Below are 24,144 nucleotides of genomic sequence, written 5' to 3'. Positions count from 1 at the left end.
CCCTTCTTGCACAAAGAAGGGTTTTTTACATAATAAACAGAAGCAAGTTGAAAGGATGAAAGTATATGCCGAAACCAGTAATAGCAATAGTAGGCCGCCCGAACGTAGGGAAATCTACTATTTTCAATAGAATTGTTGGAGAGAGAGTTTCAATCGTAGAAGATATTCCAGGTGTAACGCGCGATCGTATTTATAGCGCTGGAGAATGGTTAAATCATGAATTTAACATTATTGATACAGGTGGAATTGATATTGGAGACGAGCCATTTTTGACACAAATTCGTCAACAAGCTGAAGTGGCAATTGATGAAGCGGATGTTATCATTTTTATGACAAATGGTCGTGACGGTGTAACAGCAGCTGATGAAGAAGTTGCGAAAATATTATATCGTTCAAATAAACCGGTTGTACTTGCAGTAAATAAAGTGGACAATCCGGAAATGCGCAGTGACATTTATGATTTCTATGCATTAGGATTTGGTGAGCCATTCCCAATTTCAGGTACACACGGATTAGGATTAGGTGACTTATTAGACGAAGCTGCACAGCATTTTCCAAAGATTGAAGAAGACGGATATGATGAAGATACAATTCGTTTCTCTTTAATTGGACGTCCAAACGTAGGGAAATCATCACTTGTAAATGCTCTTCTTGGTCAAGAGCGTGTAATTGTTAGTAATGTAGCAGGAACAACTCGTGATGCTGTCGATACACCATATAGTAAAGATGGAAAAGATTATGTAATTATCGATACAGCTGGTATGCGTAAAAAAGGGAAAGTGTATGAAAGTACAGAAAAGTATAGTGTACTTCGTGCACTAAGAGCGATTGAACGTTCTGACGTTGTTTTAGTCGTTTTAGACGGTGAAGAAGGAATTATTGAACAAGATAAAAAAATCGCTGGATACGCTCATGATTCAGGACGAGCTGTCGTGATTGTTGTAAACAAATGGGACGCAGTGAAAAAAGATGAGAAAACAATGAAAGCATTTGAAGAAAACATTCGTGCTCATTTCCAATTTTTAGAGTACGCACCGATTGTATTCTTATCTGCAAAAACGAGAAAACGTACACAAACGTTAATACCGGTTATCGATGAGGTAAATGAAAGCCATAGTATCCGTATTCAAACGAACGTATTAAATGATGTAATTATGGATGCGGTAGCGATGAATCCAACGCCAACGCATAATGGTAGTCGTCTGAAGATTTTCTATGCAACACAAGTTGCGGTAAAACCACCAACATTTGTTGTGTTTGTAAACGATCCAGAACTATTGCACTTCTCATATGAGCGCTTCTTAAAGAATCGTTTACGTGAATCATTCGGCTTTGTAGGAACACCGATTCACATTATCGCTAGAGCAAGAGACTAATGGAGAGGATGTGATTTTATGACAAAAATCACAGTAGTTGGAGCAGGTAGCTGGGGAACAGCGTTAGCGATGGTATTAGCTGACAATGGGCATGATGTACGTATTTGGGGAAATCGTTCTGAACTTATGGATGAGATTAATACAAAACATGAGAATAGTCGATATCTCCCAGGAATTACATTGCCAAGCACAATCGTAGCCTACTCTTCTTTAGAAGAAGCATTAGTAGATGTAAATGTAGTACTTCTTGTAGTACCAACGAAAGCGTATAGAGAAGTACTGCAAGATATGAAGAAATATGTAGCAGGCCCGACTACTTGGATTCATGCAAGTAAAGGAATTGAACCTGGTACGTCAAAACGTATTTCGGAAGTGATTGAGGAAGAAATTCCAGAGGACTTGATTAAAGATGTTGTTGTACTGTCTGGACCCAGTCATGCTGAAGAAGTAGGGTTGCGTCAAGCGACAACTGTTACGTCTGCAGCAAAGCGTATGGAAGCGGCTGAGGAAGTACAAGATTTGTTTATGAATAGTTACTTCCGTGTATACACAAATCCAGATATCGTTGGAGTTGAACTTGGTGGTGCGTTAAAAAATATTATCGCATTAGCTGCTGGGATAACTGATGGTCTTGGATTAGGTGATAATGCGAAAGCGGCATTAATGACGCGTGGTTTAACGGAGATTGCTCGTTTAGGAAGAAAAATGGGTGGAAATCCGTTAACGTTTGCTGGTCTAACTGGTATGGGAGACTTAATTGTAACTTGTACAAGTGTTCATAGCCGAAATTGGCGTGCTGGGAATTTGCTTGGAAAAGGACACTCTTTAGAAGAAGTGTTAGAAAGCATGGGTATGGTTGTCGAAGGTGTAAGAACAACGAAAGCTGCGCATGAGTTGGCAGAGAAAATGGAAGTGGAAATGCCGATTACAGCTGCTTTATATGACGTCTTATTCAATGGGAATAATGTAAAAGATGCAGTGGGCTCATTAATGGGGCGTGTTCGAAAACATGAAGTGGAAGCTATACCTGACTTACTTTAAAGAAAAGCGACAGAAGTACAATTGTACTTCTGTCGCTTTTTATTTTTTTGGGTCTTTTCACCATTTTTTTATTTTTGCATAGGATGAAGAGTAACTTGAGGAGAGGGTGAAAAGAATGGATAACAACATTTTTAATAACATTGAAAAAGAAGCGAAAGTGAATAAAGAAGATATTTTTAAATTAGCTTCATCTGTACAAAATGCGAATTTACGTGATGAGACTGTACTTCGTCAATTGATTCATCAAGTGGCTCTTATGGCAGGACGTGAAGTGCCGAAAGAACAAGAGGATCAAATTGTAAAAGCGATTATTAACAATAATATGCCGACAGATTTTGGCTCGTTAAGCAAAATGTTTAAAAAATAAAATATGAGAAACAAAGAGTTTGTAAATTGCATATGATAGCCATGAAAGTATGGGAATAGAGCTGTTTTGGGCATATTTGGTCAACCGAAGCGAGAGATATGCTCGCTTCGGTTTTATTTTTATCTAGACTGGTGGAAAATGCTGAAAAACCTATTGATTAAAACTACATATTCTCGATTTGTAGTAAAATGTTCTTTTTTGTATTTGTTTAAAGATTTTAATTTGTTAAAATAGTATAAAAATAGATTAATAAAAAGGGGTGTGTATATGTCGGAAGGGCTTATAAAAATGTGGTTTGCTTTAGGAGCAATTGGATTTATGTTTTTTGCAGTAAGTTTTATTTTACTAAGCAGATATAAAATAAAGAATAAAGTTTTGAAAGGGATTACAGCATTGGTAGCGTACACCCTCATGATTGTGTCAGGAATTGTTATTTTTCTTGTTGTATTTAGTGGTCCTGTACAGCAGTAAAGGGCATGGTACGGAGCGAGTTATATTAGTATGAAAAGGTGATTACTAGTGAAAAAAGTCCATATTATTTTAATATTTTGTTGTATGAGCATTTTAACAGGATGTCTGTATCCAAAAGAAAATATGAAACAAAATGCTGTTCCTTATGAAGATCAGCTACAAGTCGTTCAAAAAGCTGTTGTGACATTTAAGGAGCAAAATGAAGGGATATTGCCAATTAAGACGCGGGATATGAATACGCCTATTTATCAAAAATATCCAATCGATTTTCAAAAGATTTCTCCGCGTTACATACAAGAAGCACCAGGGAATGCCTATGAAAGCGGGGGAGTATATCAATACGTATTAATAGACGTTGAAACAAACCCAACAGTAAAGTTAATTGATGTTAGGATGGCTGAACAAATTCAGGAATTATCATTAAAGCTTAGGATGTATCGAGATGAACATCAATATCCACCTTTTAAAAAGGTAATTTCAGATGGTGTGTATGAATTAGATTTCAAAAAACTTGGATATAAAGATGTACCGCAAGTGACAAGTCCGTATTCTGGTAAAGGCCTTCCTTTTGTAATTAATGAGAAGGGAGAAATTTATGTTGATTATAGAATCGACTTATATGAAGCGTTGAAAAAAAATGAAGGGCAATTTAAGGAGGGAGAAGATATTCGAAATATACTTTCGAAAGATTCTCCGTTTGTACCTGCGTATTCTTTACCGTATACGGTAAAGAATGGAGAACCAATTTTTTAAAAATCATAAGTCATGAACCTTTCTTTTAGTGAATAAGTTCTAGAAGAAAGGTTTTTTATGTTACACAACTTGCGATGCAAACAAAAGGTATTTTTTAATAGTCATATGAAATTGGACAAAATTATATGATATATTGTCCGAACTTCTAGAATACCATTATATTATATCAGATATTATAGACAACGTTAGAGAAGGTATTAGTTGACTATAAACGTGGAATTATTCCCAAAAATATTGAGGGAGGGAATCACTTGGAAAAGGTAGATATTTTTAAAGATATTGCGGAACGCACAGGCGGTGATATTTATTTTGGAGTTGTAGGAGCTGTTCGAACAGGGAAATCAACATTCATTAAAAAATTTATGGAACTTGTAGTTATTCCTAATATTGAAAATGAGTCTGACCGTCAAAGGGCGCAGGATGAACTACCTCAAAGTGCTGCTGGCCGTACAATTATGACGACGGAACCGAAATTTGTTCCAAACCAAGCGGTTTCTATTGAAGTAGATGAAGGTCTTGAAGTGAATATTCGATTAGTAGATTGCGTCGGATATACGGTTCCAGGAGCAAAAGGCTATGAAGATGAGAATGGCCCGCGCATGATTAATACTCCTTGGTATGAAGAACCTATTCCATTCCATGAAGCTGCAGAAATCGGAACGCGTAAAGTAATTCAAGAACATTCAACAATTGGTGTTGTCATTACAACAGATGGAACGATTGGTGAAATTCCAAGAAGAGATTATATAGAGGCAGAAGAACGCGTCGTAAATGAGCTAAAAGAAGTCGGAAAACCTTTCATTATGATCATTAACACTGTACAGCCGTATCATCCAGATACAGAGCAATTGCGCCAAAGCTTATCTGAAGAATATGATATCCCAGTCATTGCGATGAGTGTTGAAAGTTTAAGAGAAACAGATGTATACAATGTACTTCGAGAGGCGTTATTTGAGTTCCCTGTTTTAGAAGTGAATGTGAACCTTCCGAGCTGGGTAATGGTGCTAAATGAAGGGCATTGGTTACGCCAAAGTTATCAAGAAGCCGTTCAAGAGACTGTCAAGGATATAAAACGTCTTCGTGATGTAGACCGTGTCGTATGGCAGTTTAGTCAGTATGAATTTATTGATCGAGCGAGCCTAGCTGGCATTGATATGGGGCAAGGCGTAGCAGAGATTGATTTATATGCACCAGATGAATTATATGATCAAATTTTAAAAGAAGTAGTAGGAGTAGAAATTCGAGGGAAAGATCATTTATTGAAGCTTATGCTCGATTTATCTCATGCGAAAATAGAATACGATCAAGTGGCGGATGCTCTGCGTATGGTCAAACAAACAGGATATGGTGTAGCGGCGCCTGCGTTAGCTGACATGAGCTTAGATGAACCAGAAATTATTCGTCACGGTTCAAGATTTGGTGTGAAATTAAAAGCTGTAGCTCCATCTATTCATATGATTAAAGTAGATGTGGAGTCTACGTTTGAGCCAATCATTGGTACGGAAAAACAAAGTGAAGAACTAGTTCGTTACTTAATGCAAGATTTTGAAGATGATCCATTATCAATTTGGAATTCTGATATATTTGGACGTTCACTGAGTTCTATTGTTCGGGAAGGCATTCAAGCGAAACTATCTTTAATGCCAGAAAATGCGAGATATAAATTAAAAGAAACGCTAGAAAGAATTATTAATGAAGGATCTGGCGGATTAATTGCGATTATATTATAAGAAAAAATCCCTCTCATCGTAGAGGGATTTTTAAATTTTCGCATATAGAATAGGAAAATAAACAGTTATTATCTAATATATTGTTGTAAATTGTCAAGTTTCATCAGATTTTCACATTTTAAGAGTAACAATTTCCTTAAAAATATTGAATTATAAAGGAGAATCGTATAATATAGGCGTTGATAATGATTTATCTACATCTTTGTAGTATAGAATTTGCAAAAATTGCCTACAAATGAAAGTAAGACTCATTTTATGATCATTATACAGTCTTATCTTTGGGAGGAGGTGAATGGCATGAACAAGACAGATTTAATCAATGCTGTTGCAGAAGCAAGTTCCCTTTCTAAAAAGGACGCAACAAAAGCAGTAGACGCTGTTTTTGATTCTATCTTAGAAGCTTTAAAACAAGGTGATAAAGTACAACTGATCGGATTCGGTAACTTCGAAGTTCGTGAGCGTGCGGCTCGTAAAGGTCGTAACCCACAAACAGGTGAGGAGATTGAAATCGCTGCAAGTAAAGTACCTGCATTCAAACCTGGTAAAGCATTAAAAGATGCGGTTAAATAATCCTTACATATTAACAGGGAAGAAGAGTTTCCTTTTTGGAAACTCTTCTTTTTGCTTTTAAAAACATAAATATGCTAGAATGTGTTCGTATCACTTTTAGGTTTTCGGGAGGGCTAGCGGATGGCAAAAGTTAATTTAGAACAAATTGAACATGCAGTACGCCTTATTTTAGAGGCAATTGGAGATGATCCTAATCGAGAGGGAGTACTTGATACACCAAAGCGTGTTGCAAAAATGTACGCAGAAGTGTTCTCAGGTATGCATGAAGATCCGAAAGAACATTTACACAAAGTGTTCGGAGAAGATCATGAGGAGCTTGTACTAGTAAAAGATATACCGTTTTATTCGATGTGTGAGCATCATTTAGTTCCATTCTATGGAGTTGCTCACGTTGCATATATTCCGCAAGGCGGAAAAGTGACAGGGTTAAGTAAATTAGCTCGTACTGTAGATACAATTGCACGTCGTCCACAACTGCAAGAACGTATTACATCAACAGTAGCGAACTCTATTATGGAAGTACTAGAGCCGCATGGTGTAATGGTAGTAGTAGAAGCGGAACATATGTGTATGACGATGCGCGGTGTGAAAAAGCCAGGTGCAAAAACAGTAACAACAGCAGTACGTGGTGTGCTAGAAAATGATGCTGCAGCACGTAGTGAAATTTTATCTTTTATTAAAACGAAGTAAAGAAAAGTGGGAAACTGCTTTTCTTTTTTTTTTTTTTTGTAAATAAATGATATAGTTTTAGCGAGGCAGAGTGAGAATAGAAAGATTACTTAAAAGAATAGAAGATGTTATGTAGTTCGGTAGAAGTTTGGAAAGAGTAGCCAAGTTTTGGTTATAGAAAATAGAGTGTATGTGTTATAATAAGTTTTATGAATTAGAAAACAAGGGTGATTTTTGTGTGTGACATCTACGGAGGGTATGCGGGTATAAGAGAGAAATTGATGGTGAAATTACGCCATCCTTATTTTATAAACTATATTGAAGAACCATTTATTGATGAAGAGAAAATCGCATTGTTATATGGTGCTTTAAAAGGTGCAAATTTACATATAGAACAAATTGAGCATTATGTAGTGACGATTATGCTTGTGCAAATTGCGCTTGATACACATGAAAGAGTATCAAATAAAGCAGGGGAAGAAGCGAATGAATCGCATAAGCGTCGCCAGTTAACAGTGCTTGCTGGTGATTACTATAGCGGGTTATATTATTACTTATTGTCTATGAATCGTGATATTGTTTTAATTCGTGCGCTTGCTGAAGGAATTAAAGAAATTAATGAACACAAAATAATGTTATATCAAAAAGCGCATAAAACGGTGGATGACATAATGGAGAGTGTAGTAATGATTGAGTCTGCACTGTTGCAAAAAACATGTGATCATTTTCATTTAGCGCATTGGAAGCCGTTTATAACATATGTACTAGGGAAAAATCGTCTCCAAAAAGAATGTGAACTACATGTTAATAAACAACATTCACCTGTTTTTCAAGCTGTTCAAGGGATTGTGAACGATAAAGCAGATGCAGAAACAGTTATGAATGGATGGATGATGAAACTTGGAAAGAAAGAAAATCAATTTTTAGAAAATCACACAGATATAAGCGAAATAAACTCTGTGTTAAGAGATACATCGAAGACATAAGCAATTTTACATTGGAAGAAGGTACGAGCATGCAACAATCAAAAGAAGAAAGAGTACATGATGTATTTGAGAAAATCTCTGATAAATACGATGTGATGAATTCTGTAATTAGTTTTCAAAGACATAAAGCGTGGCGCAAAGAGACGATGCGCATTATGGATGTAAAGCCAGGTAGTAAAGCGCTTGATGTATGTTGCGGAACAGCGGACTGGACAATTGCGCTAGCTGGAGCGGTGGGTGAACAGGGCAAGGTTGTTGGTTTAGACTTCAGCGAAAATATGTTATCTGTTGGTAAGCAAAAGGTAGAGGCGTTACAATTAAAACAAGTAGAACTTCTGCACGGGAATGCAATGGAACTTCCATTTGAAGATAACACGTTTGATTATGTAACGATTGGATTTGGTTTACGTAATGTACCGGATTATATGCACGTATTAAAAGAAATGACGCGTGTAGTAAAACCAGGTGGAAAAGTAATTTGTTTAGAAACATCTCAACCAACAATGATTGGTTTTCGACAAGGTTATATTTTATACTTTAAATATATCATGCCGTTATTTGGAAAGTTATTTGCGAAAAGTTATAAAGAATATTCATGGCTACAAGAATCTGCTAGTACATTCCCAGGTATGAAAGAATTGGCTAATATGTTCGAAAAAGCTGGACTTGAACGTGTGCAAGTGAAGCCATTTACTTTTGGGGTAGCAGCGATGCATTTAGGCATGAAACCAGAATCAAAATAGAAAAAAGAAGTTTTAGGTTAAGGTGAACAATATGAAGTTACAACTTATGTACTCTTTTTTACGATCGGATATTAATGTGATAGAAAAAGAATTAAAAAAGACAGTTGCTTCTGAACAGCCATTAGTAGAAGAGGCGGCATTACAACTTATTGAAGCTGGTGGGAAGCGAATTCGTCCTGTATTTGTGTTGCTTGCGGGGAAATTTGGAGATTATAAGTTAGATGCAATTAAGCATGTAGCTGTTGCGTTAGAACTTATTCATATGGCTTCTCTTGTTCACGATGATGTTATTGATGCTGCGTTTTTACGACGTGGTAGTGCAACTGTGAATGCGAAATGGGGAGATCGTATTGCAATGTATACAGGGGACTATTTATTCGCTAAGTCTCTTGAATGTATAACGAATATTGAAATTCCAGAGGCGCATCAGGCGCTATCGCATACCATTTTAGAAGTGTGTAAAGGTGAAATCGAACAAATTAAAGATAAGTATAACTATGACCAAAATTTAAGAACATATTTAAGAAGAATAAAGCGAAAAACCGCTTTATTAATTGCTGCAAGTTGCCAACTAGGAGCGATTGCTGCTGGCGCTAATCGTGATACGGTAAGCCGTCTGTTTTGGTATGGCTATTTCGTAGGGATGTCGTATCAAATTATTGATGACATTTTAGACTTCGTTTCTACAGAAGAGAAGCTTGGAAAACCTGCTGGGGGCGATTTATTGCAAGGAAACATTACGCTTCCTGCCTTATATGCTATGGAAGATCCAATCCTTTGTAAGAAAATCAGATCTGTACATGAAAATACAACAGCGGACGAAATGAAAGAAATTATTGAAGCTGTAAAGAATAGTGCTGCTATTGATAAAGCATTTGCGTTTAGTGAACGTTATTTACATAAAGCATTAGAAATGATAAAACCACTCCCACGTGGACAAGCAAAGTATGCATTACAAAATGTAGCAAAGTATATTGGAAAACGAAAATTTTAGTGTTTTTTCTAAAAAATAAAATAATCTCTCTATTTCAAAACTATTGCACAATTGTGATAAGGGTGTTAATATGTGTGTGGGGATATACAATTACATACATAATTCAGAAGTGGAGAGATTTTTTATGGAAAAAACATTTCTAATGGTTAAACCAGACGGTGTACAACGTGCCTTCATTGGGGAAATTGTAGCTCGTTTTGAGAAGAAGGGCTTTCAATTAGTTGGTGCAAAATTAATGCAAGTCACTCCAGAAATCGCTGGACAACACTATGCTGAGCACACAGAAAAACCTTTCTTTGGTGAATTAGTAGACTTTATTACATCTGGTCCTGTATTCGCAATGGTATGGCAAGGTGAAGGTGTAGTAGATACAGCTCGTAACATGATGGGTAAAACAAGACCACATGAAGCAGCTCCTGGAACAATTCGTGGAGATTTCGGTGTAACTGTTGCAAAAAACATTATCCATGGTTCTGATTCGTTAGAAAGTGCAGAGCGCGAGATTGCTATTTTCTTTAAAGAAGAAGAATTAGTTGACTACTCAAAATTAATGAATGAATGGATTTACTAATTATTTTGAAATAATTTGTAAACGCTTTAATCACTGTGATAATAGTAGAAAGTGCAAGGAGAATAGGGGTATTCTTCTTGCACTTTTTTTATTTCTATTAGTTACGAAGTTAGAGCTGTTATGATATATTGATATGTAAAGTAAAGGCCTATCGGAGAATAAGCGAATGGCTGATGTATGAATAACTCTTTCATATTTTTAGAGTAATGAAAGATAAAATTATTGCTTAATATAGCGAGATAAATACATATACGAAAAGAGGAATAACGTATGCGATATATTACAGCTGGTGAATCTCATGGTCCACAACTTACAACGATTATAGAAGGTGTTCCAGCCGGACTACCATTAGTAGCGGATGATATAAATGAAGAGTTAGCTAGAAGGCAAAAGGGATATGGGCGTGGTAGACGCATGCAAATTGAAACAGATCAAGTGCAAATTGTAAGTGGTGTTAGGCATGGAGAGACATTAGGTTCTCCAATTGCACTTGTTGTTGAAAACCGTGATTTTGCACATTGGACAAAAATTATGGGTGCAGAGCCGTTAACGGAACAAGAAGAAAAAGAAATGAAAAGGAAAGTAACAAAACCAAGACCTGGACATGCTGATTTAAATGGTGCGATTAAATATGGTCATAGAGATATGAGAAATGTACTGGAACGCTCTTCGGCACGCGAAACGACAGTACGTGTTGCTGCTGGTGCGGTTGCAAAAAAAGTGTTAGCGGAACTTGGTATTGCAGTAGCAGGCCATGTAATTGAAATTGGCGGTGTACAGGCTAAAGAGACTACGTATCGTTCAATTGAAGAATTAAAAAGTATTACAGAAGCATCACCTGTACGCTGTTTAGATGAAGAAGCTGGTAATCAAATGATAAAAGCAATTGATGATGCGAAATCAAATGGTGATTCAATCGGTGGCATCGTGGAAGTAATTGTGGAAGGAATGCCAATTGGAGTAGGCAGCTATGTGCATTATGATCGAAAACTAGATGCAAAATTAGCAGCCGCAATAATGAGCATTAATGCCTTTAAAGGAGTCGAGATTGGAATTGGTTTTGAAGCAGCACATAGACCGGGTAGCGAAGTTCATGATGAAATTTTGTGGGATGAAGAGCATGGATATACAAGAAGAACAAATAACGCGGGTGGTTTAGAAGGCGGTATGACGACTGGAATGCCAATTGTTGTGCGCGGAGTGATGAAACCGATACCTACACTATATAAACCTCTTCAAAGTGTCGATATTGATACGAAAGAGCCTTTTACAGCAAGTATTGAACGTTCAGATAGTTGTGCTGTTCCAGCAGCTAGTGTCGTTGCGGAAGCGGTTGTAGCTTGGGAATTAGCGACAGCTTTAATAGAACAATTCGGATTAGATCGTATGGACCTTATTCGTGAAAATATTGAGAAACATAATGAATATGCGAGGGGATTTTAATGGGAAACATACATATTCAAACGAAATCAAAAGAATATGATGTATATGTAGGAAAAGAATCGTTGTCACATTTGACAACAATCGTTCAAAACATGCAGCCATCTGTATCAAATATTATGATCATTTCAGATGAAGCTGTTGCATCTTTACATTTACAGACAGTTGTAGACGCGTTGCAAATAGATCAAAAAGTATTTTCATTTGTTGTACCGAGTGGTGAAAAAGAGAAGTCCTTTGAAAATTTCTATGCGGCTCATACGTCAGCTCTTGAAAATAAATTAGATAGAAATTCTTTAATTGTTGCACTTGGAGGCGGGATGATTGGAGATTTAGCTGGTTTTGTTGCTGCGTCGTTTATGCGTGGAATTCGCTTTGTTCAAGTTCCGACTACTTTATTAGCTCACGATAGCGCGGTAGGTGGGAAAGTAGCAATCAATCATCCGTTAGGTAAAAATATGATAGGTGCATTCCATCAACCGGAAGCAGTTGTATATCATACGCCGTTTTTACAGTCTCTTCCTGAAAAAGAGTGGCGCTCGGGTTATGCAGAAGTGATAAAACATGCTCTAATTGGTGATGTAAACCTATATCATTGGCTAAAAGAAGAAGTGCAAACATTAGCAGATCTTCGTGATGAGAAATTAATCCACATATTAACGAAGGCAATTCCTGTAAAGGCAAACATTGTAGCACAAGATGAAACAGAAAAAGGTGTACGTGCACATTTAAACTTTGGCCATACGTTAGGCCATGCTCTTGAAAAAGAACTAGGATACGGAAATATTACTCACGGTGACGGAGTGGCGGTTGGAATGTTATTTGCTATATTCTTAAGTGAGCAAGTGTATAAGGTTAATCTTGCTTATGAAGAGATGAAGCAGTGGTTTTTAAAGTACGGTTATCCAAAAATGCCACGTGATTTGAATGTAGAACGCCTCGTCGGGTTGATGAAACAAGATAAGAAAGCGAATGCTGGAGCAATTCATATGGTACTTATGCAGGAATATGGGGTAGTGAATGTCGTATCTATTCCAGATGAGACTGTTCATATTGCGTTAGAGGCATTTCAAAAGGATATGGTTTAAGAGCTAAGGAGTGCTTGTTTCAAGGTGTCCTCGTAATAGTGACGGTTAAGATAAACGATTGCAGTGAGAGATTATAACCTCATTGTAATCGAATTGAATAAAACGACTGGGGGAAGAAAAATGAGAGTAAAAGAACAATTGTTAACTTTGAGAGCATATGTACCTGGGAAAAATATTGAAGAAGTAAAAAGGGAATATGGATTATCAAAAATTGTGAAATTAGCATCGAACGAAAATCCATTCGGTTGCTCAGCACGCGTAACAGAAGCATTAACTTCTTTAACGAGTCAATACGCTCTTTATCCAGATGGACATGCCTTTGAACTTCGGACACAAGTAGCAAAACATTTAGGTGTTAAAGCGGAACAACTGTTATTTGGTAGTGGATTAGATGAAGTTATTCAAATGATTAGTCGTGCGTTACTACACGAAGGAACAAATGTTGTAATGGCGAATCCAACATTCTCACAATACCATCACCATGCTGTTATTGAAGGAGCAGAAGTTCGTGAAGTACCACTTAAAGATGGCGTTCACGATTTAGATGCGATGTTACAGCAAGTAGATGATCAAACGAAGATTGTATGGATTTGTAATCCGAATAATCCGACAGGTACATATGTAGAGAAACAAAAATTACTTTCATTTTTAGAATCAGTTCCTAAGTCAGCGCTCGTTATTATGGACGAGGCATATTATGAATATGCGGGAGCAGAAGACTATCCGCAAACGTTACCACTTCTTGAAAAGTATGAAAATCTTATGGTATTACGTACGTTTTCAAAAGCATATGGTCTAGCTGCTTTTCGTATCGGATATGCAGTTGGTAATACGGAGTTAATCGGGCAGCTAGAAGTAGCAAGGTTACCATTTAATACATCGACTGTAGCGCAATCTGTAGCACTTGCTGCATTAGAAGATCAAGCATTTTTACAAGAATGTGTGAAAAAGAATGAAGAAGGATTACATCAATATTACGCATTTTGTAAGGAATATAACGTATTCTATTATCCATCTCAAACAAATTTCATTTTCTTAAAACTCGGTATTCCTGGTAATGAAGCTTTCGAACGATTAATGAAGAAAGGCTATATCGTTCGTTCTGGTGCTGCATTTGGTATACATGATGGCATTCGTATTACTGTCGGTTTGAAAGAAGAAAATGATGAAATTATAGAGTTACTGAAAGAACTTGTAAATGAGCAAGTACAGAAAGAGGAAACATATTCTTAAGAAATTGTGAAGGCTCCTATTAGAGGAGTCTTTTTTATCGCATTAAAAAAGTTGAAGTTTGGTAATTAAGTTGTTCTGTAAATCAAGATTGGTATGGCTCGATAATTAGTGGGAGAAGTTATTTGCACGGTCATAAAAGAAAGCGGTACAATAGAAGAAGGTATCGGTATCATATCCGAACCTTTTGAACAATTAACTACTCTGTAAGAAGAAGCATGCACATTCTAAAGGTTGCGTTCTAACAATGAGTTGCTTATGATAAAGTGAAACTTTAATCAGTGGGGGGATGTTTATCCCCCGCTGATTATTAGTTGAACCAATCGGGCTTTTACGGGCAGTTGCCCCCAAAACTAACTTCTTTGCCCTAGCTGAATTTTGAGGTGGGGTCTTACTGCCCGTTAATAGCGGGGTAAATGAACAGAAAAGAATATTTTTTAGAATTAAAGGAGACGTTTATGCAAAAGTTTGAACAAGCTGTTTCATATATTGAAAATGGTGAAGCGGAAAAAGGATTACAATTGTTAAAAGAACAATTAAAAGTTGCGAATGATGAAGAGAGATATGATATCGCTCGTTACTATCATACACTGGGATTTACGGATGAAGCGTTATCTATTACAGAAGACTTGCGTTTATTGTATCCAGAAGAAAGTGAATTCACTGTATTTTTAGCAGAATTATATATTGATCTAGATAAAGAAGATGAAGCGATTGAAGTGCTTCATGATATTCCGGAAAATGATGATTTATATGTTCAATCGTTATTACTTGTAGCGGATTTATTCCAAATGCAAGGTTTCGATGATGTAGCAGAACAAAAACTATTAAAGGCGAAAGAAATGATGCCTGATGAACCTGTCATTACGTTTGGATTAGCAGAGTTATATAGTAGTAAAGGTGAAGAACAAAAGGCAATCACTTATTATGAGTCGCTATTAGCGGAACATAAAGTAATGGGTGGTGTTGTCATTGCGCTACGCCTTGGAGAAACGTTAAGCGCGATTGGAAATTGGGAAGAGGCGATTTCTTACTACGAAGCAGGTTTAGAGGAACAAAAAGATATTCACTCATTATTTGGATATGCCTTCACGTTATACCAAGGTGAAGAATACCAAAGAGCAATTGGTGCTTGGCAAGAACTGAAAGAATTAGATCCTGAGTATGCATCGCTTTACATGTATTTAGCGAAAAGCTATGAAAAAGAAGGGATGCTTCAAGAAAGCTATGAAACACTTCATGAAGGAATTAAAGTAGATGAGCTTTCTGTACCATTTTATGTAGAATTAGCAAACATTGCGGCGAAATTAGGGAAAATTGCGGAAGCAGAGGAAGTACTTCAAAAAACGCTTGAGTTAGATCCAGGACATTTAGGTGCAACATTAAAATATGCGTACATCTTAAAGGAACAAGAAAAATATGAAGAGTTAATCGCTGTTGTAGAGCGTGCAATTGATAGCGGAGAACCAGATACACAACTACTTTGGGATCTTGCATTTGCAAAAAAACAATTAGAAATGTATTCGGATGCATTAAAACACTATGAAAGTGCATATACTTCTTTTAAGAATCATCCAGACTTCTTGGAAGAGTACGGTTATTTCTTATTGGAAGAAGGTATGCGAAAAGAGGCGAAAGAAGTATTTACTCAGTTAATACAACTAGACCCGACACAAATTCATATTGAAGAATTGTTATATAATTTAGAGGATTTTTCATAAGTTGGAAGGAAACTGAATGCCGCTTCTTGAATCTAAAAAGAAAAGAGAAAGACAGAGGAGGGACTTAATTGCTATGAATACCCCTGTTTCTGTAAACGAGAAGAAGGATTTTGTAAAATGGTTTTTGAATAATTACCAACTGAAACAGCGTGAATGTGTATGGATTTTGAATTATTTAATGAGTCACGACCAATTGATGCATAAAGTCCACTTCGTAGAGCATGCAAAATATTGTCCGCGTGGCTTAGTAATGTCCGCGAATTGTGTAAAAGATACACCGTTTCACTTTTTTAAACAAAATGTTATGACAACAGATGCTGAAAAATCGTTTCATGATATTCGTTTAAATCGAGATGAGGATATTTATATTCAACTCAATTTTAAATCATCGTTTCAAAATGCCAATTACGTAGCTGTATTAGAAGAAAACCCGTATTTACCAAAGCACATTGAAGTAAATGAAAAAGATCGTTTACTTGCAGAAAGATTTTTAGAAGAAAGTGTATTTTCTTTTAGAAGAGAACGTCTTTTGAAACAAATTGATGAAGCGCTGGATAAGCAAGATAAGGAAGCGTTTCATAGGTTAACAGCGGAGTTAAAGATGTTATAGAATTCATTTGGATTCATAAAATTTTACAAATTTCAGACTTTTTCAAGAAAAACTACCTTAATATAGGTAGTTTTTCTTTTTTTACCTCTTTTAGTATGGTTTAATATATATAAAGTGAAAGTTCTGTCATTTATAGGTGGGGGAGGGAAGACATTTGAAATGGATTGTAAAAGATGTGGAACAGTTTGAGCAAGCAAGAGAATATGTAGATACAGGTATTATACCACTTTTATCAATTTCGGCAGCGAAAGAAATGAAAACGGTAGTAGAACAAGGTGAATTTATTGAACTGTTGAGTATGGAGTTGGAAAGAGAATATAAAGGAAGAGTCCTTTTATTACCTGCATTTACGTATTTAGTAGAAAGTCAAAAGAATGAAAAAGGTCGTTTGCAAGAATGGACAAATCATTTACAAAAGCAAGGTTTTAAGCATATTGCTTATGTTACAAGTGATTTTTCATGGAAAGAAGATATGCAAGAATTGCAGGGAGATTTATTTTGGTTTCCTTCATTAGCGTTAGAACAATTTAGTGATCAAGCGAAAAGAGAAGTGATTCATGCACATATAAAAAATATAATGGTAATGTTAGAAGAAAAATGGGGAAAACAATAATAAACAGAAAGTTCTTATTATTATGAGTAGTATGATATTGACCTGTGCATGAGCGTATTATATCATGATAGTGTCCTAGTTTTTATTTTTTATATAATTTATCACGAGGGGACAATTTCTGATAGAGGGGGGAAATTTTCGTGAGCGAGAAAGAACATCGTGTGTCAAGAAGACAGTTTTTAAATTACACTCTTACAGGGGTAGGAGGCTTTATGGCAGCGGGTATTTTAATGCCGATGACGCGATTTGCGCTTGATCCGGTGTTAAGAAAAGAAGCGGGAACGGATATGGTTGCTGTTGCACAAGTAAAGGATATTACAACAGAGCCGAAACGTTTCGATTTTAAGGTGAAGCAGGTTGATGGTTGGTACAAGTCCGAAGAGCCAAAATCAGCTTGGGTTCATAAAGATGAAAGCGGAGACATTGTTGCGTTCTCTCCAGTATGTAAACATTTAGGATGTACAGTGAACTGGAATTCGGACAAAGCACATCCGAATCAATTCTTTTGTCCATGTCACGGGGGCCGTTACACAAAAGACGGGATAAACATTAAAGGCACGCCGCCCCTTGCTCCACTTGATGTATACGAATCTAAAGTGAAAGATGGAACGCTGTACCTAGGAAAAGCGAAGCCAAGAGGGGGTGCAAAGTAGATGCTAAATAAAATTTATGATTGGGTAGATGAAAGGTTAGATATTACACCAATATGGCGTGATATCGCTGATCATGAAGTACCTGAACATGTAAACCCGGCACATCACTTTTCTGCATTCGTTTATTGCTTTGGCGGACTTACCTTTTTCGTTACTGTAATTCAAATTTTATCTGGAATGTTTTTGACGATGTATTATGTGCCTGATATTAAAAATGCTTGGGAATCGGTTTATTATTTGCAAAATGAAGTTGCATATGGGCAAATTGTTCGTGGTATGCACCACTGGGGTGCTAGTCTCGTAATTGTAATGATGTTTTTACATACACTTAGAGTTTTCTTCCAGGGTGCGTATAAAAAGCCTCGTGAGCTAAACTGGATTGTTGGTGTTCTTATTTTCTTTGTTATGTTAGGTCTTGGTTTTACCGGATATTTATTACCGTGGGATATGAAAGCGTTATTTGCTACGAAAGTAGGGATTCAAATTGCAGAGCAAACGCCGCTTATTGGTCCTTACATTAAAACATTACTCGCTGGTCATTCCGAAATTGTTGGCGCTCAAACATTAACTCGCTTCTTTGCTATTCACGTCTTCTTCTTACCAGCAGCACTTCTAGGTTTAATGGCCTTCCACTTCATCATGATTCGCAAACAAGGTATTTCCGGTCCGCTATAAGAGATTGCTAAATTAAAGGGGAAAGAACTAAAGGAGGGAGATTATGCATCGCGGCAAAGGGATGAAGTTTGTAGGAGATTCTCGGGTACCAGTAGCTCGGAAACCAAATATTCCAAAAGACTATTCGGAATACCCAGGGAAAACAGAAGCATTTTGGCCGAACTTCTTGTTAAAAGAATGGATGGTTGGTGCAGTTTTTTTAATCGGTTATTTATGTTTAACAGTGGCGCATCCGTCACCGCTTGAAAGAATGGCGGATCCAACTGATGCTGGGTATATACCACTTCCAGATTGGTATTTCTTATTCTTGTATCAGTTATTAAAGTATTCTTATGCTTCTGGCTCATTTACTGTAATTGGAGCGTTCATTATGCCAGGGATTGCGTTTGGCGCATTACTGTTAGCTCCATTTCTTGATCGAGGCCCAGAAAGACGCCCATTGAAGCGTCCTGTAGCAACGGGATTTATGCTTTTAGCAGTTGCATCGATTATCTTTTTAACTTGGGAATCTGTAGCACACCACGACTGGGAAGCTGCAAAAAAACAAGGAGCAATTGTAAAAACAGCACCAGTTGATAAAAATGATGACGGTTATAAATTAATGCAAAAAAATACTTGTTTAACATGTCACGGTGACAATTTACAGGGCGGCGCAGCAGCACCAGCACTGCAAAACTTAACTTTAAAGCCAGAAGAAATTGCTAAAATTGCGAAAGAGGGAAAAGGTTCCATGCCTAAAGGTGTATTTAAAGGTACAGATGAGGAACTGAAGAAGCTTTCGGAATTCGTTGCAAAGTATAATAAAAAATAATAAAAAGCTGACTACAAAATTTGTAGTCAGCTTTTTATTTTGATGATAGAAAGTTTACTATATAATAGAGTAGAGTTTGATGAAAGAATGAAAGGTGTTGGACATACAGCTTGGTTTACTTGTATGCAATGTTAAGGCAACGCTCTGTATTATTATTTTTATTAGTTGTTAACATATTAGGTACAATATACGGATTTATATGGTATGGAAATCAATTAAAAGAAACTTCACCTATATTTTGGCCGTTTGTACCCGATAGTCCTATGGCAAGTCTCTTTTTTGTCTTTGTTTTAATCGCTTTTTTAATAAAGAAAAATTGGGGATTAATAGAGGCGCTAGCGATTGTTACTTTAATAAAATATGGTATATGGGCTGTTGTTGTAAATGGGGTTATGATCTATGTAAAAGGTCCTATTGGCCTTATCGGGTATATGTTAATGCTTTCGCATTTTGCGATGGCAGTACAAGCAGTGCTATATGCACCGTTTTACCGTATAAAAAAATGGCATTTTGCGGTAGCCGCTATATGGACATTACATAATGATGCAATTGATTATTTGTTCTGGCAAATGCCGAGATACGGAATTATGCATTTGTTTGTAGGAGAAATTGGTTATTTTACGTTCTGGTTAAGCATTGCTGTGCTTTGTATGACATATTATTATTGCTTACGTGAGAATCGAAAACAGTTTTCTTTATGATAGTTAGAATATGTAGGGGGAGAAAATGAAGAAAAATAAGAGTGGTACAAAAATATTGGATCGATTGATTACGATAGTTGTTTCATATAGCATAGCATTTTCTATATTTGCACTCGCAACAACGGCGGTTGTATATGGAAAATGGCTATATTATTTTGAAATTGATTTTTTAAACATTCCAGATTTAGCGGATATGACGAAAGGTGACATTAAAAGAAATTATAATGTGCTGATCACATATTTATCGCCATTTTATGACGGAGCATTACATTTGCCAACACTAGATATGTCTACAAATGGCCGTATTCATTTTGTAGATGTGAAAAACATTTTAGTAAAGATTCAATATGTAATGTATGCAACAATTATGATTGCAATGATAGGCGGCATTTATTTGTTAAAAAAGAAAAATGAAAAGTTTTTACTACATGGATCGATTGTAACAATTATCTTTCCGATTGCGCTTGTGTTACCGATTGCTATTAATTTTGAAAAGAGTTTTGTGATATTCCATAAGCTTTTATTCAGTAATGATTATTGGATGTTTGATATTGAAACGGATCCGATTATATTAATGTTACCAGAAGAGTTTTTTATGCATGCAGCGTGTGCTATTTTATTATTTATTTTATGTGGTAGCATAATTTGTTATAGCTTGTATAAATATTTCGTAAAAAAGAAAAGGATTTCAAAAGAAAAATTCTCTGTTTAAAGAGAATTTTTTTGTTTGTAAAACGATAATATATTTTTCGGTCCCGTTCTGTTCTATTCTTGTCCACATTAACATATTTTGTACTAGTAGTTATAGGGGGGACCGTGATGAAGAGAACATTAATTGGACTGATTGCATTTCTAATTATCATGTTTCCGTTACGTATATATGCTGAGGAGTGGAGTGAACTAGCAGGGTTGTTAGATGACTCATTACAATTAGTGAAGCGTAATGAAGATGAAAAAGCAGTACAAGTACTGCAACATTTCTCGGAGCAGTTTGTAATAAAGGGGAATGAAAAAAAGCAGGAAGTAACGCCAGATCAAGTTAGAGTTATTTCTTTAGCTTACGACAAGGCGAAACAATCTCTCGCGGAAGAAGATGTAAGGAAACAAGTTAAAATTGATAATGTGTTAGCCCTGCAGCTCGCTGTCGATGCGCAAGTATCGAAATATCAACCACTTTGGATGGAAAGAGAAGGAAAAGTAATGGATGCCTTTTCTCAAATGGAAAAAGCGATGAAAAAAGAAGATACGGGACAGTTTCAACAAACGTTAAACACATTTTTACATGAATTTAATATTATTTATCCAAGCTTAATGATTGCCTTGCCAGAAAATGAAGTGCAGCGTGTAAATGCCCATTTATCTTATTTGGATGAATTTCGTAACGTTATGTTAAAAACAAAAGGTGGGCAAATGCAATTAGGAATCATTAAAGGGGATTTGCAAAAAATATTTCATACAGTAAAAAAAGATGAAATTGCACCTTCTCTCATTTGGTTTATGACAATTACTGGAGGTCTTATTTTATTCACATTAACTTATGTTGGGTGGAGAAAGTATAAAGGAGAGAGAGAAAAAAGAAAAAGTAATGTACATTCTAAGAATAGATAATGTAATAAATAAAGATTCGGATTGTAAGGTTTATTCATTGACAATGGTGGCAGAAGAAAATAGAATGAGAAGTACTATAATTAAAACTTCAATGGAGGTTCATGATGTTTTATTTAATTTACTTCGCGATCATAATGATCATACCGTTGTATGCACAGTCAAAAGTACGTAGTGCCTATAGCAAGTATTCACAAGTTTACTCAACATCAGGTATGACAGGAGCAGAAGTGGCTCGGAAAATTTTAGATGAGAATGGATTATACAACGTAGCCGTTGAAGAAACACCAGGTCATTTATCAGACCATTATGATCCAACTGCCAAAACAGTTCGATTATCAACAGATAACTATTACGGTCATTCAGTTGCTGGTACAGCAGTTGCAGCACACGAAGTAGGACACGCAATTCAAGATGCAAAAGATTATAACTTTATGCGTATTCGTCATTCGTTAGTACCAGTTGCAAACTTTGGTTCGAATATGTCTTGGATTTTCGTCCTAATCGGTATATTTGCACAAATGTCTGGTTTGTTGTTATTAGGTATCATTTTAATGGCAGCAGGTGTTGTGTTCCAACTTGTTACATTACCAGTTGAGTTTGATGCATCCAAGCGTGCAATGCAACAAATTGAAGCGTTAGGTATCGTATCAACAGATGAATATGGGCAAGCTCGTAAAGTATTAAATGCGGCAGCATTAACATATGTAGCAGCTGCAGCTGTAGCGGTATTTGAATTATTACGTCTCGTATTAATGTATACTGGTATGCAGCGTAGCGACGACTAAAGACTATCATTTTGATAGTCTTTTTTGCTGTATGGATTGAATTATATAATGTATTGCAAATAGAAATAATAGAAGTAATGCGGAAAGGCGGTGGGGGAATGAAATATCCAGACCATTTAGTAAAACAAGTGAAAGAGCGTAGTGCTCCTTATCAATTAGAAGGTTTTTTAAGTGGACAAGGTCCTGAAAATCCGAAATTTATATTGTTAGGAGAAGCGCCTGGTGAAACAGAAATTCATAATGGGATTCCGTTTAGCGGGAGAGCGGGAAAACAATTAATGGGTTTTTTAGAACGTATTCACGTTACAAGGGAAGAAGTATATATTACGAGTGCTGTTCGGAGTAGACCTTATAAGTGGCGAGAGAAAAAAGAACGAAATGGTTCTATTATACAAAAAAAGTATAATAGAACGCCAAATCAAGGAGAAATAGTTGCCCATGCACCTTTGTTAGATTATGAATTAGAGAAACTAAATCCGAAGCTAATTGTCACGCTTGGCAATATCGGTCTTCAGCGTTTAACAGGAAAAGGTAAAAAAATCACAGATGTACACGGGCAATTATTCAAACAACCCATTCAAAAATTAAAGGATATGCAAAGTGCAGAATTTACATGGTCAGAGAAAGAATATCATATTTTTCCGACCTTCCATCCTGCTTCCATTTTTTATAATCGGAGCTTATTGGAGCTTATTTATGAGGATTTAGAGAAACTTAAGCAATACGTAATAAAAAACTAGAAAAGCTAAAAAGCTTTTCTAGTTGTGTTTATGTATGTAATGGGTTTTTATTTTCATCCAACGTAAAACCTTCACCAACTACATCATGTACGTCACTTACTGCAACAAATGCATGAGGATCTACAGAAGTAATAATATTTTTTAATTTCACGATTTCATTTTTAGCAACAACGCAATACAATACGTTCCGTTCCACTTTTGTATACGATCCAACAGCTTTTAAAAAGGTCGCTCCGCGCTCCATCTCAGATGAAATTTTAGCAGCAATTTCATCGTTTTTATCGGAGATAATAGTTGCTCCTTTTGCTGCATAGGCTCCTTCTTGCATAAAATCAATGACTTTCGCCCCGATAAAAACAGCAACTAACGTATACATACCCTCGCGATATGATAAATAGGTAAGGATAGAGACGATAATAACGATAGCATCAAACATAAACATCGTTTTCCCCATACTCCAGCCAACATATTTATGAGCGAGTCTCGCAATAATATCTACACCGCCAGTAGTTCCGCCGTATTTAAATATGATCCCGAGACCGATACCAATAAATGCCCCAGCAAATAAAGCTGCGAGTGTCATATCATTTTGTAAGTTTACATGTAAGTTGAGAACTTCGTAACGCTGAAAAATCCATAGAAATAAAGATACGCTAAAGGTACCGATTAGTGTATAGATAAACGTTGTTCTTCCAAGTAATTTCCAACCAATGAAAAATATAGGGATATTTAAAATTAAGTTTGAATAAGAAGGATCAAACTTAAATAGAAAATACAATAATAGTGTAATACCGGTAAATCCACCTTCTGCAAGGTGATTTTCAATATTGATATTCACAATACCGAAAGAAAAAATAGCGGAACCGATTAAAATAAAAATGATATTTCGAATCTTCAAATTTGATGTCATATAGAAATCCCCCTAATTATGTAAATGGCATTGCTCCGCTGAAACGGTAAAACATAATGATAAGTAATTTCTAGTTGCTAGTGAAAATGGTGAAGGCTATAAAAAATGATTGGTTTAGGCTAATCCTTTGCTAAAAATGCAAAAGAAGTTTCACTTTACCCCGTTCCAACGGCTGGTAGGAGATAAAGCTTTGAAGAAAGGCAAACCAGCCGTAGGAACCCGATTGGTGCGGGCTAATTTTTTGCCAAAAACGCAAAAGAAGTTTCACTTTATTATAATCTTTCCCAA

27 protein-coding genes are annotated in these 24,144 nt (G+C 36.2%); 26 read left to right on the top strand and 1 reads right to left on the bottom strand.

Annotation, left to right across the window (positions count from 1 at the left end; translation table 11 throughout):
- Positions 1-65: 65 nt before the first annotated feature.
- The 26 genes from der to QCI73_RS19535 all read left to right on the top strand — a co-directional run bounded on the left by der (position 66) and on the right by QCI73_RS19535 (position 22,946).
- A complete protein-coding gene (gene der / locus QCI73_RS19660) occupies positions 66-1,376 on the top strand; it encodes a ribosome biogenesis GTPase Der (protein WP_001125893.1) in 1,311 nt (436 codons plus the stop codon).
- A gap of 18 nt (positions 1,377-1,394) precedes the next feature.
- The gene (locus tag QCI73_RS19655) at positions 1,395-2,417 is read left to right on the top strand and encodes an NAD(P)H-dependent glycerol-3-phosphate dehydrogenase (protein ID WP_000161775.1); all 1,023 of its coding nucleotides are present in this window, start codon (positions 1,395-1,397) and stop codon (positions 2,415-2,417) included.
- Between the two features lie 115 nt (positions 2,418-2,532).
- Positions 2,533-2,784 carry a stage VI sporulation protein F gene (locus tag QCI73_RS19650; RefSeq protein ID WP_000369754.1) on the top strand — a complete coding sequence of 84 codons (252 nt, stop codon included), beginning with the start codon at positions 2,533-2,535 and terminating at the stop codon, positions 2,782-2,784.
- Positions 2,785-3,051: 267 nt separating this feature from the next.
- Positions 3,052-3,255: a DUF2768 domain-containing protein gene (locus QCI73_RS19645; RefSeq protein ID WP_001288998.1), complete on the top strand. Its 204-nt coding sequence runs from the start codon at positions 3,052-3,054 to the stop codon at positions 3,253-3,255.
- 48 nt (positions 3,256-3,303) lie between these two features.
- On the top strand, positions 3,304-4,008 hold the full coding sequence (locus QCI73_RS19640) for a hypothetical protein (RefSeq protein ID WP_353823594.1): 705 nt from the start codon (positions 3,304-3,306) through the stop codon (positions 4,006-4,008).
- Positions 4,009-4,259: 251 nt separating this feature from the next.
- Positions 4,260-5,738: a stage IV sporulation protein A gene (gene spoIVA, locus QCI73_RS19635; protein ID WP_000416519.1), complete on the top strand. Its 1,479-nt coding sequence runs from the start codon at positions 4,260-4,262 to the stop codon at positions 5,736-5,738.
- Positions 5,739-6,035: 297 nt separating this feature from the next.
- Positions 6,036-6,308, top strand: coding sequence for an HU family DNA-binding protein (locus tag QCI73_RS19630; RefSeq protein WP_001043860.1), 273 nt, complete (start codon positions 6,036-6,038; stop codon positions 6,306-6,308).
- A gap of 120 nt (positions 6,309-6,428) precedes the next feature.
- Entirely contained in the window at positions 6,429-6,998 is a 570-nt protein-coding gene (folE, locus tag QCI73_RS19625) for a GTP cyclohydrolase I FolE (RefSeq protein WP_001151482.1), read from the top strand.
- A 215-nt stretch (positions 6,999-7,213) separates the two neighbouring features.
- Positions 7,214-7,963, top strand: coding sequence for a heptaprenyl diphosphate synthase component 1 (locus tag QCI73_RS19620; protein WP_041184091.1), 750 nt, complete (start codon positions 7,214-7,216; stop codon positions 7,961-7,963).
- A gap of 29 nt (positions 7,964-7,992) precedes the next feature.
- On the top strand, positions 7,993-8,706 hold the full coding sequence (gene menG / locus QCI73_RS19615; protein ID WP_001187667.1) for a 2-heptaprenyl-1,4-naphthoquinone methyltransferase: 714 nt from the start codon (positions 7,993-7,995) through the stop codon (positions 8,704-8,706).
- 31 nt (positions 8,707-8,737) lie between these two features.
- Positions 8,738-9,700, top strand: coding sequence for a heptaprenyl diphosphate synthase component II (hepT, locus tag QCI73_RS19610; RefSeq protein ID WP_000776082.1), 963 nt, complete (start codon positions 8,738-8,740; stop codon positions 9,698-9,700).
- A gap of 124 nt (positions 9,701-9,824) precedes the next feature.
- Positions 9,825-10,271 (top strand): nucleoside-diphosphate kinase, encoded by a 447-nt coding sequence (ndk, locus tag QCI73_RS19605; protein ID WP_000415885.1) that lies wholly within the window; start codon positions 9,825-9,827, stop codon positions 10,269-10,271.
- A gap of 270 nt (positions 10,272-10,541) precedes the next feature.
- Entirely contained in the window at positions 10,542-11,714 is a 1,173-nt protein-coding gene (aroC, locus tag QCI73_RS19600; RefSeq protein WP_001269362.1) for a chorismate synthase, read from the top strand.
- On the top strand, positions 11,714-12,799 hold the full coding sequence (gene aroB / locus QCI73_RS19595; protein WP_070805616.1) for a 3-dehydroquinate synthase: 1,086 nt from the start codon (positions 11,714-11,716) through the stop codon (positions 12,797-12,799). The genes aroC and aroB overlap by 1 nt, the downstream gene beginning before the upstream one ends.
- Positions 12,800-12,919: 120 nt before the next feature.
- Positions 12,920-14,032 carry a histidinol-phosphate transaminase gene (hisC, locus tag QCI73_RS19590; RefSeq protein WP_070805617.1) on the top strand — a complete coding sequence of 371 codons (1,113 nt, stop codon included), beginning with the start codon at positions 12,920-12,922 and terminating at the stop codon, positions 14,030-14,032.
- Positions 14,033-14,487: 455 nt separating this feature from the next.
- Positions 14,488-15,750, top strand: coding sequence for a tetratricopeptide repeat protein (locus QCI73_RS19585; protein ID WP_353823593.1), 1,263 nt, complete (start codon positions 14,488-14,490; stop codon positions 15,748-15,750).
- 73 nt (positions 15,751-15,823) lie between these two features.
- Entirely contained in the window at positions 15,824-16,360 is a 537-nt protein-coding gene (locus QCI73_RS19580) for a ReoY family proteolytic degradation factor (RefSeq protein WP_001095923.1), read from the top strand.
- 154 nt (positions 16,361-16,514) lie between these two features.
- On the top strand, positions 16,515-16,973 hold the full coding sequence (locus QCI73_RS19575) for a YpiF family protein (protein ID WP_000871301.1): 459 nt from the start codon (positions 16,515-16,517) through the stop codon (positions 16,971-16,973).
- A gap of 140 nt (positions 16,974-17,113) precedes the next feature.
- Positions 17,114-17,626: a menaquinol-cytochrome c reductase iron-sulfur subunit gene (qcrA, locus tag QCI73_RS19570; RefSeq protein ID WP_001290418.1), complete on the top strand. Its 513-nt coding sequence runs from the start codon at positions 17,114-17,116 to the stop codon at positions 17,624-17,626.
- Positions 17,627-18,301 (top strand): menaquinol-cytochrome c reductase cytochrome b subunit, encoded by a 675-nt coding sequence (gene qcrB / locus QCI73_RS19565; RefSeq protein ID WP_000932700.1) that lies wholly within the window; start codon positions 17,627-17,629, stop codon positions 18,299-18,301.
- 43 nt (positions 18,302-18,344) lie between these two features.
- Positions 18,345-19,112: a menaquinol-cytochrome c reductase cytochrome b/c subunit gene (qcrC, locus tag QCI73_RS19560; RefSeq protein ID WP_000554606.1), complete on the top strand. Its 768-nt coding sequence runs from the start codon at positions 18,345-18,347 to the stop codon at positions 19,110-19,112.
- Between the two features lie 110 nt (positions 19,113-19,222).
- The gene (lhaT, locus tag QCI73_RS19555; protein WP_327922243.1) at positions 19,223-19,813 is read left to right on the top strand and encodes a lipoprotein heptaprenylglyceryl N-acetyltransferase LhaT; all 591 of its coding nucleotides are present in this window, start codon (positions 19,223-19,225) and stop codon (positions 19,811-19,813) included.
- A 25-nt stretch (positions 19,814-19,838) separates the two neighbouring features.
- Positions 19,839-20,525: a lipoprotein intramolecular transacylase Lit gene (gene lit / locus QCI73_RS19550; RefSeq protein WP_353823591.1), complete on the top strand. Its 687-nt coding sequence runs from the start codon at positions 19,839-19,841 to the stop codon at positions 20,523-20,525.
- Positions 20,526-20,632: 107 nt separating this feature from the next.
- Positions 20,633-21,421 carry a sporulation protein YpjB gene (ypjB, locus tag QCI73_RS19545; RefSeq protein ID WP_353823589.1) on the top strand — a complete coding sequence of 263 codons (789 nt, stop codon included), beginning with the start codon at positions 20,633-20,635 and terminating at the stop codon, positions 21,419-21,421.
- 104 nt (positions 21,422-21,525) lie between these two features.
- Positions 21,526-22,206 (top strand): zinc metallopeptidase, encoded by a 681-nt coding sequence (locus QCI73_RS19540; protein WP_157827822.1) that lies wholly within the window; start codon positions 21,526-21,528, stop codon positions 22,204-22,206.
- A 98-nt stretch (positions 22,207-22,304) separates the two neighbouring features.
- Positions 22,305-22,946 (top strand): uracil-DNA glycosylase, encoded by a 642-nt coding sequence (locus QCI73_RS19535; RefSeq protein WP_353823588.1) that lies wholly within the window; start codon positions 22,305-22,307, stop codon positions 22,944-22,946.
- Positions 22,947-22,974: 28 nt separating this feature from the next.
- Here QCI73_RS19535 and QCI73_RS19530 read toward each other — a convergent pair whose 3' ends face one another.
- The gene (locus QCI73_RS19530; protein WP_353823587.1) at positions 22,975-23,856 is read right to left on the bottom strand and encodes a YitT family protein; all 882 of its coding nucleotides are present in this window, start codon (positions 23,854-23,856) and stop codon (positions 22,975-22,977) included.
- Positions 23,857-24,144 lie beyond the last annotated feature (288 nt).

Origin of the sequence: Bacillus cereus group sp. MG16, assembly GCF_040459875.1 — a bacterium.
GTDB lineage: Bacteria > Bacillota > Bacilli > Bacillales > Bacillaceae_G > Bacillus_A > Bacillus_A paranthracis.
The sequence above is the reverse complement of the archived record's forward strand: the minus strand, read 5'-3'. Positions and strand labels throughout refer to the sequence as shown.

Excerpts from the sequence above, each read along its gene's own strand:
- QCI73_RS19540 (WP_157827822.1), top strand. The coding sequence starts at position 21,526 with ATGTTTTATTTAATTTACTTCGCGATCATAATGATCATACCGTTGTAT.
- qcrB (WP_000932700.1), top strand. The coding sequence starts at position 17,627 with ATGCTAAATAAAATTTATGATTGGGTAGATGAAAGGTTAGATATTACA.
- folE (WP_001151482.1), top strand. The coding sequence starts at position 6,429 with ATGGCAAAAGTTAATTTAGAACAAATTGAACATGCAGTACGCCTTATT.
- der (WP_001125893.1), top strand. The coding sequence starts at position 66 with ATGCCGAAACCAGTAATAGCAATAGTAGGCCGCCCGAACGTAGGGAAA.
- QCI73_RS19585 (WP_353823593.1), top strand. The coding sequence starts at position 14,488 with ATGCAAAAGTTTGAACAAGCTGTTTCATATATTGAAAATGGTGAAGCG.
- QCI73_RS19645 (WP_001288998.1), top strand. The coding sequence starts at position 3,052 with ATGTCGGAAGGGCTTATAAAAATGTGGTTTGCTTTAGGAGCAATTGGA.
- QCI73_RS19630 (WP_001043860.1), top strand. The coding sequence starts at position 6,036 with ATGAACAAGACAGATTTAATCAATGCTGTTGCAGAAGCAAGTTCCCTT.
- aroC (WP_001269362.1), top strand. The coding sequence starts at position 10,542 with ATGCGATATATTACAGCTGGTGAATCTCATGGTCCACAACTTACAACG.
- QCI73_RS19530 (WP_353823587.1), bottom strand. The coding sequence starts at position 23,856 with ATGACATCAAATTTGAAGATTCGAAATATCATTTTTATTTTAATCGGT.
- ndk (WP_000415885.1), top strand. The coding sequence starts at position 9,825 with ATGGAAAAAACATTTCTAATGGTTAAACCAGACGGTGTACAACGTGCC.
- QCI73_RS19655 (WP_000161775.1), top strand. The coding sequence starts at position 1,395 with ATGACAAAAATCACAGTAGTTGGAGCAGGTAGCTGGGGAACAGCGTTA.
- QCI73_RS19580 (WP_001095923.1), top strand. The coding sequence starts at position 15,824 with ATGAATACCCCTGTTTCTGTAAACGAGAAGAAGGATTTTGTAAAATGG.
- hepT (WP_000776082.1), top strand. The coding sequence starts at position 8,738 with ATGAAGTTACAACTTATGTACTCTTTTTTACGATCGGATATTAATGTG.
- qcrC (WP_000554606.1), top strand. The coding sequence starts at position 18,345 with ATGCATCGCGGCAAAGGGATGAAGTTTGTAGGAGATTCTCGGGTACCA.
- QCI73_RS19535 (WP_353823588.1), top strand. The coding sequence starts at position 22,305 with ATGAAATATCCAGACCATTTAGTAAAACAAGTGAAAGAGCGTAGTGCT.
- menG (WP_001187667.1), top strand. The coding sequence starts at position 7,993 with ATGCAACAATCAAAAGAAGAAAGAGTACATGATGTATTTGAGAAAATC.
- hisC (WP_070805617.1), top strand. The coding sequence starts at position 12,920 with ATGAGAGTAAAAGAACAATTGTTAACTTTGAGAGCATATGTACCTGGG.
- QCI73_RS19650 (WP_000369754.1), top strand. The coding sequence starts at position 2,533 with ATGGATAACAACATTTTTAATAACATTGAAAAAGAAGCGAAAGTGAAT.
- aroB (WP_070805616.1), top strand. The coding sequence starts at position 11,714 with ATGGGAAACATACATATTCAAACGAAATCAAAAGAATATGATGTATAT.
- lit (WP_353823591.1), top strand. The coding sequence starts at position 19,839 with ATGAAGAAAAATAAGAGTGGTACAAAAATATTGGATCGATTGATTACG.
- ypjB (WP_353823589.1), top strand. The coding sequence starts at position 20,633 with ATGAAGAGAACATTAATTGGACTGATTGCATTTCTAATTATCATGTTT.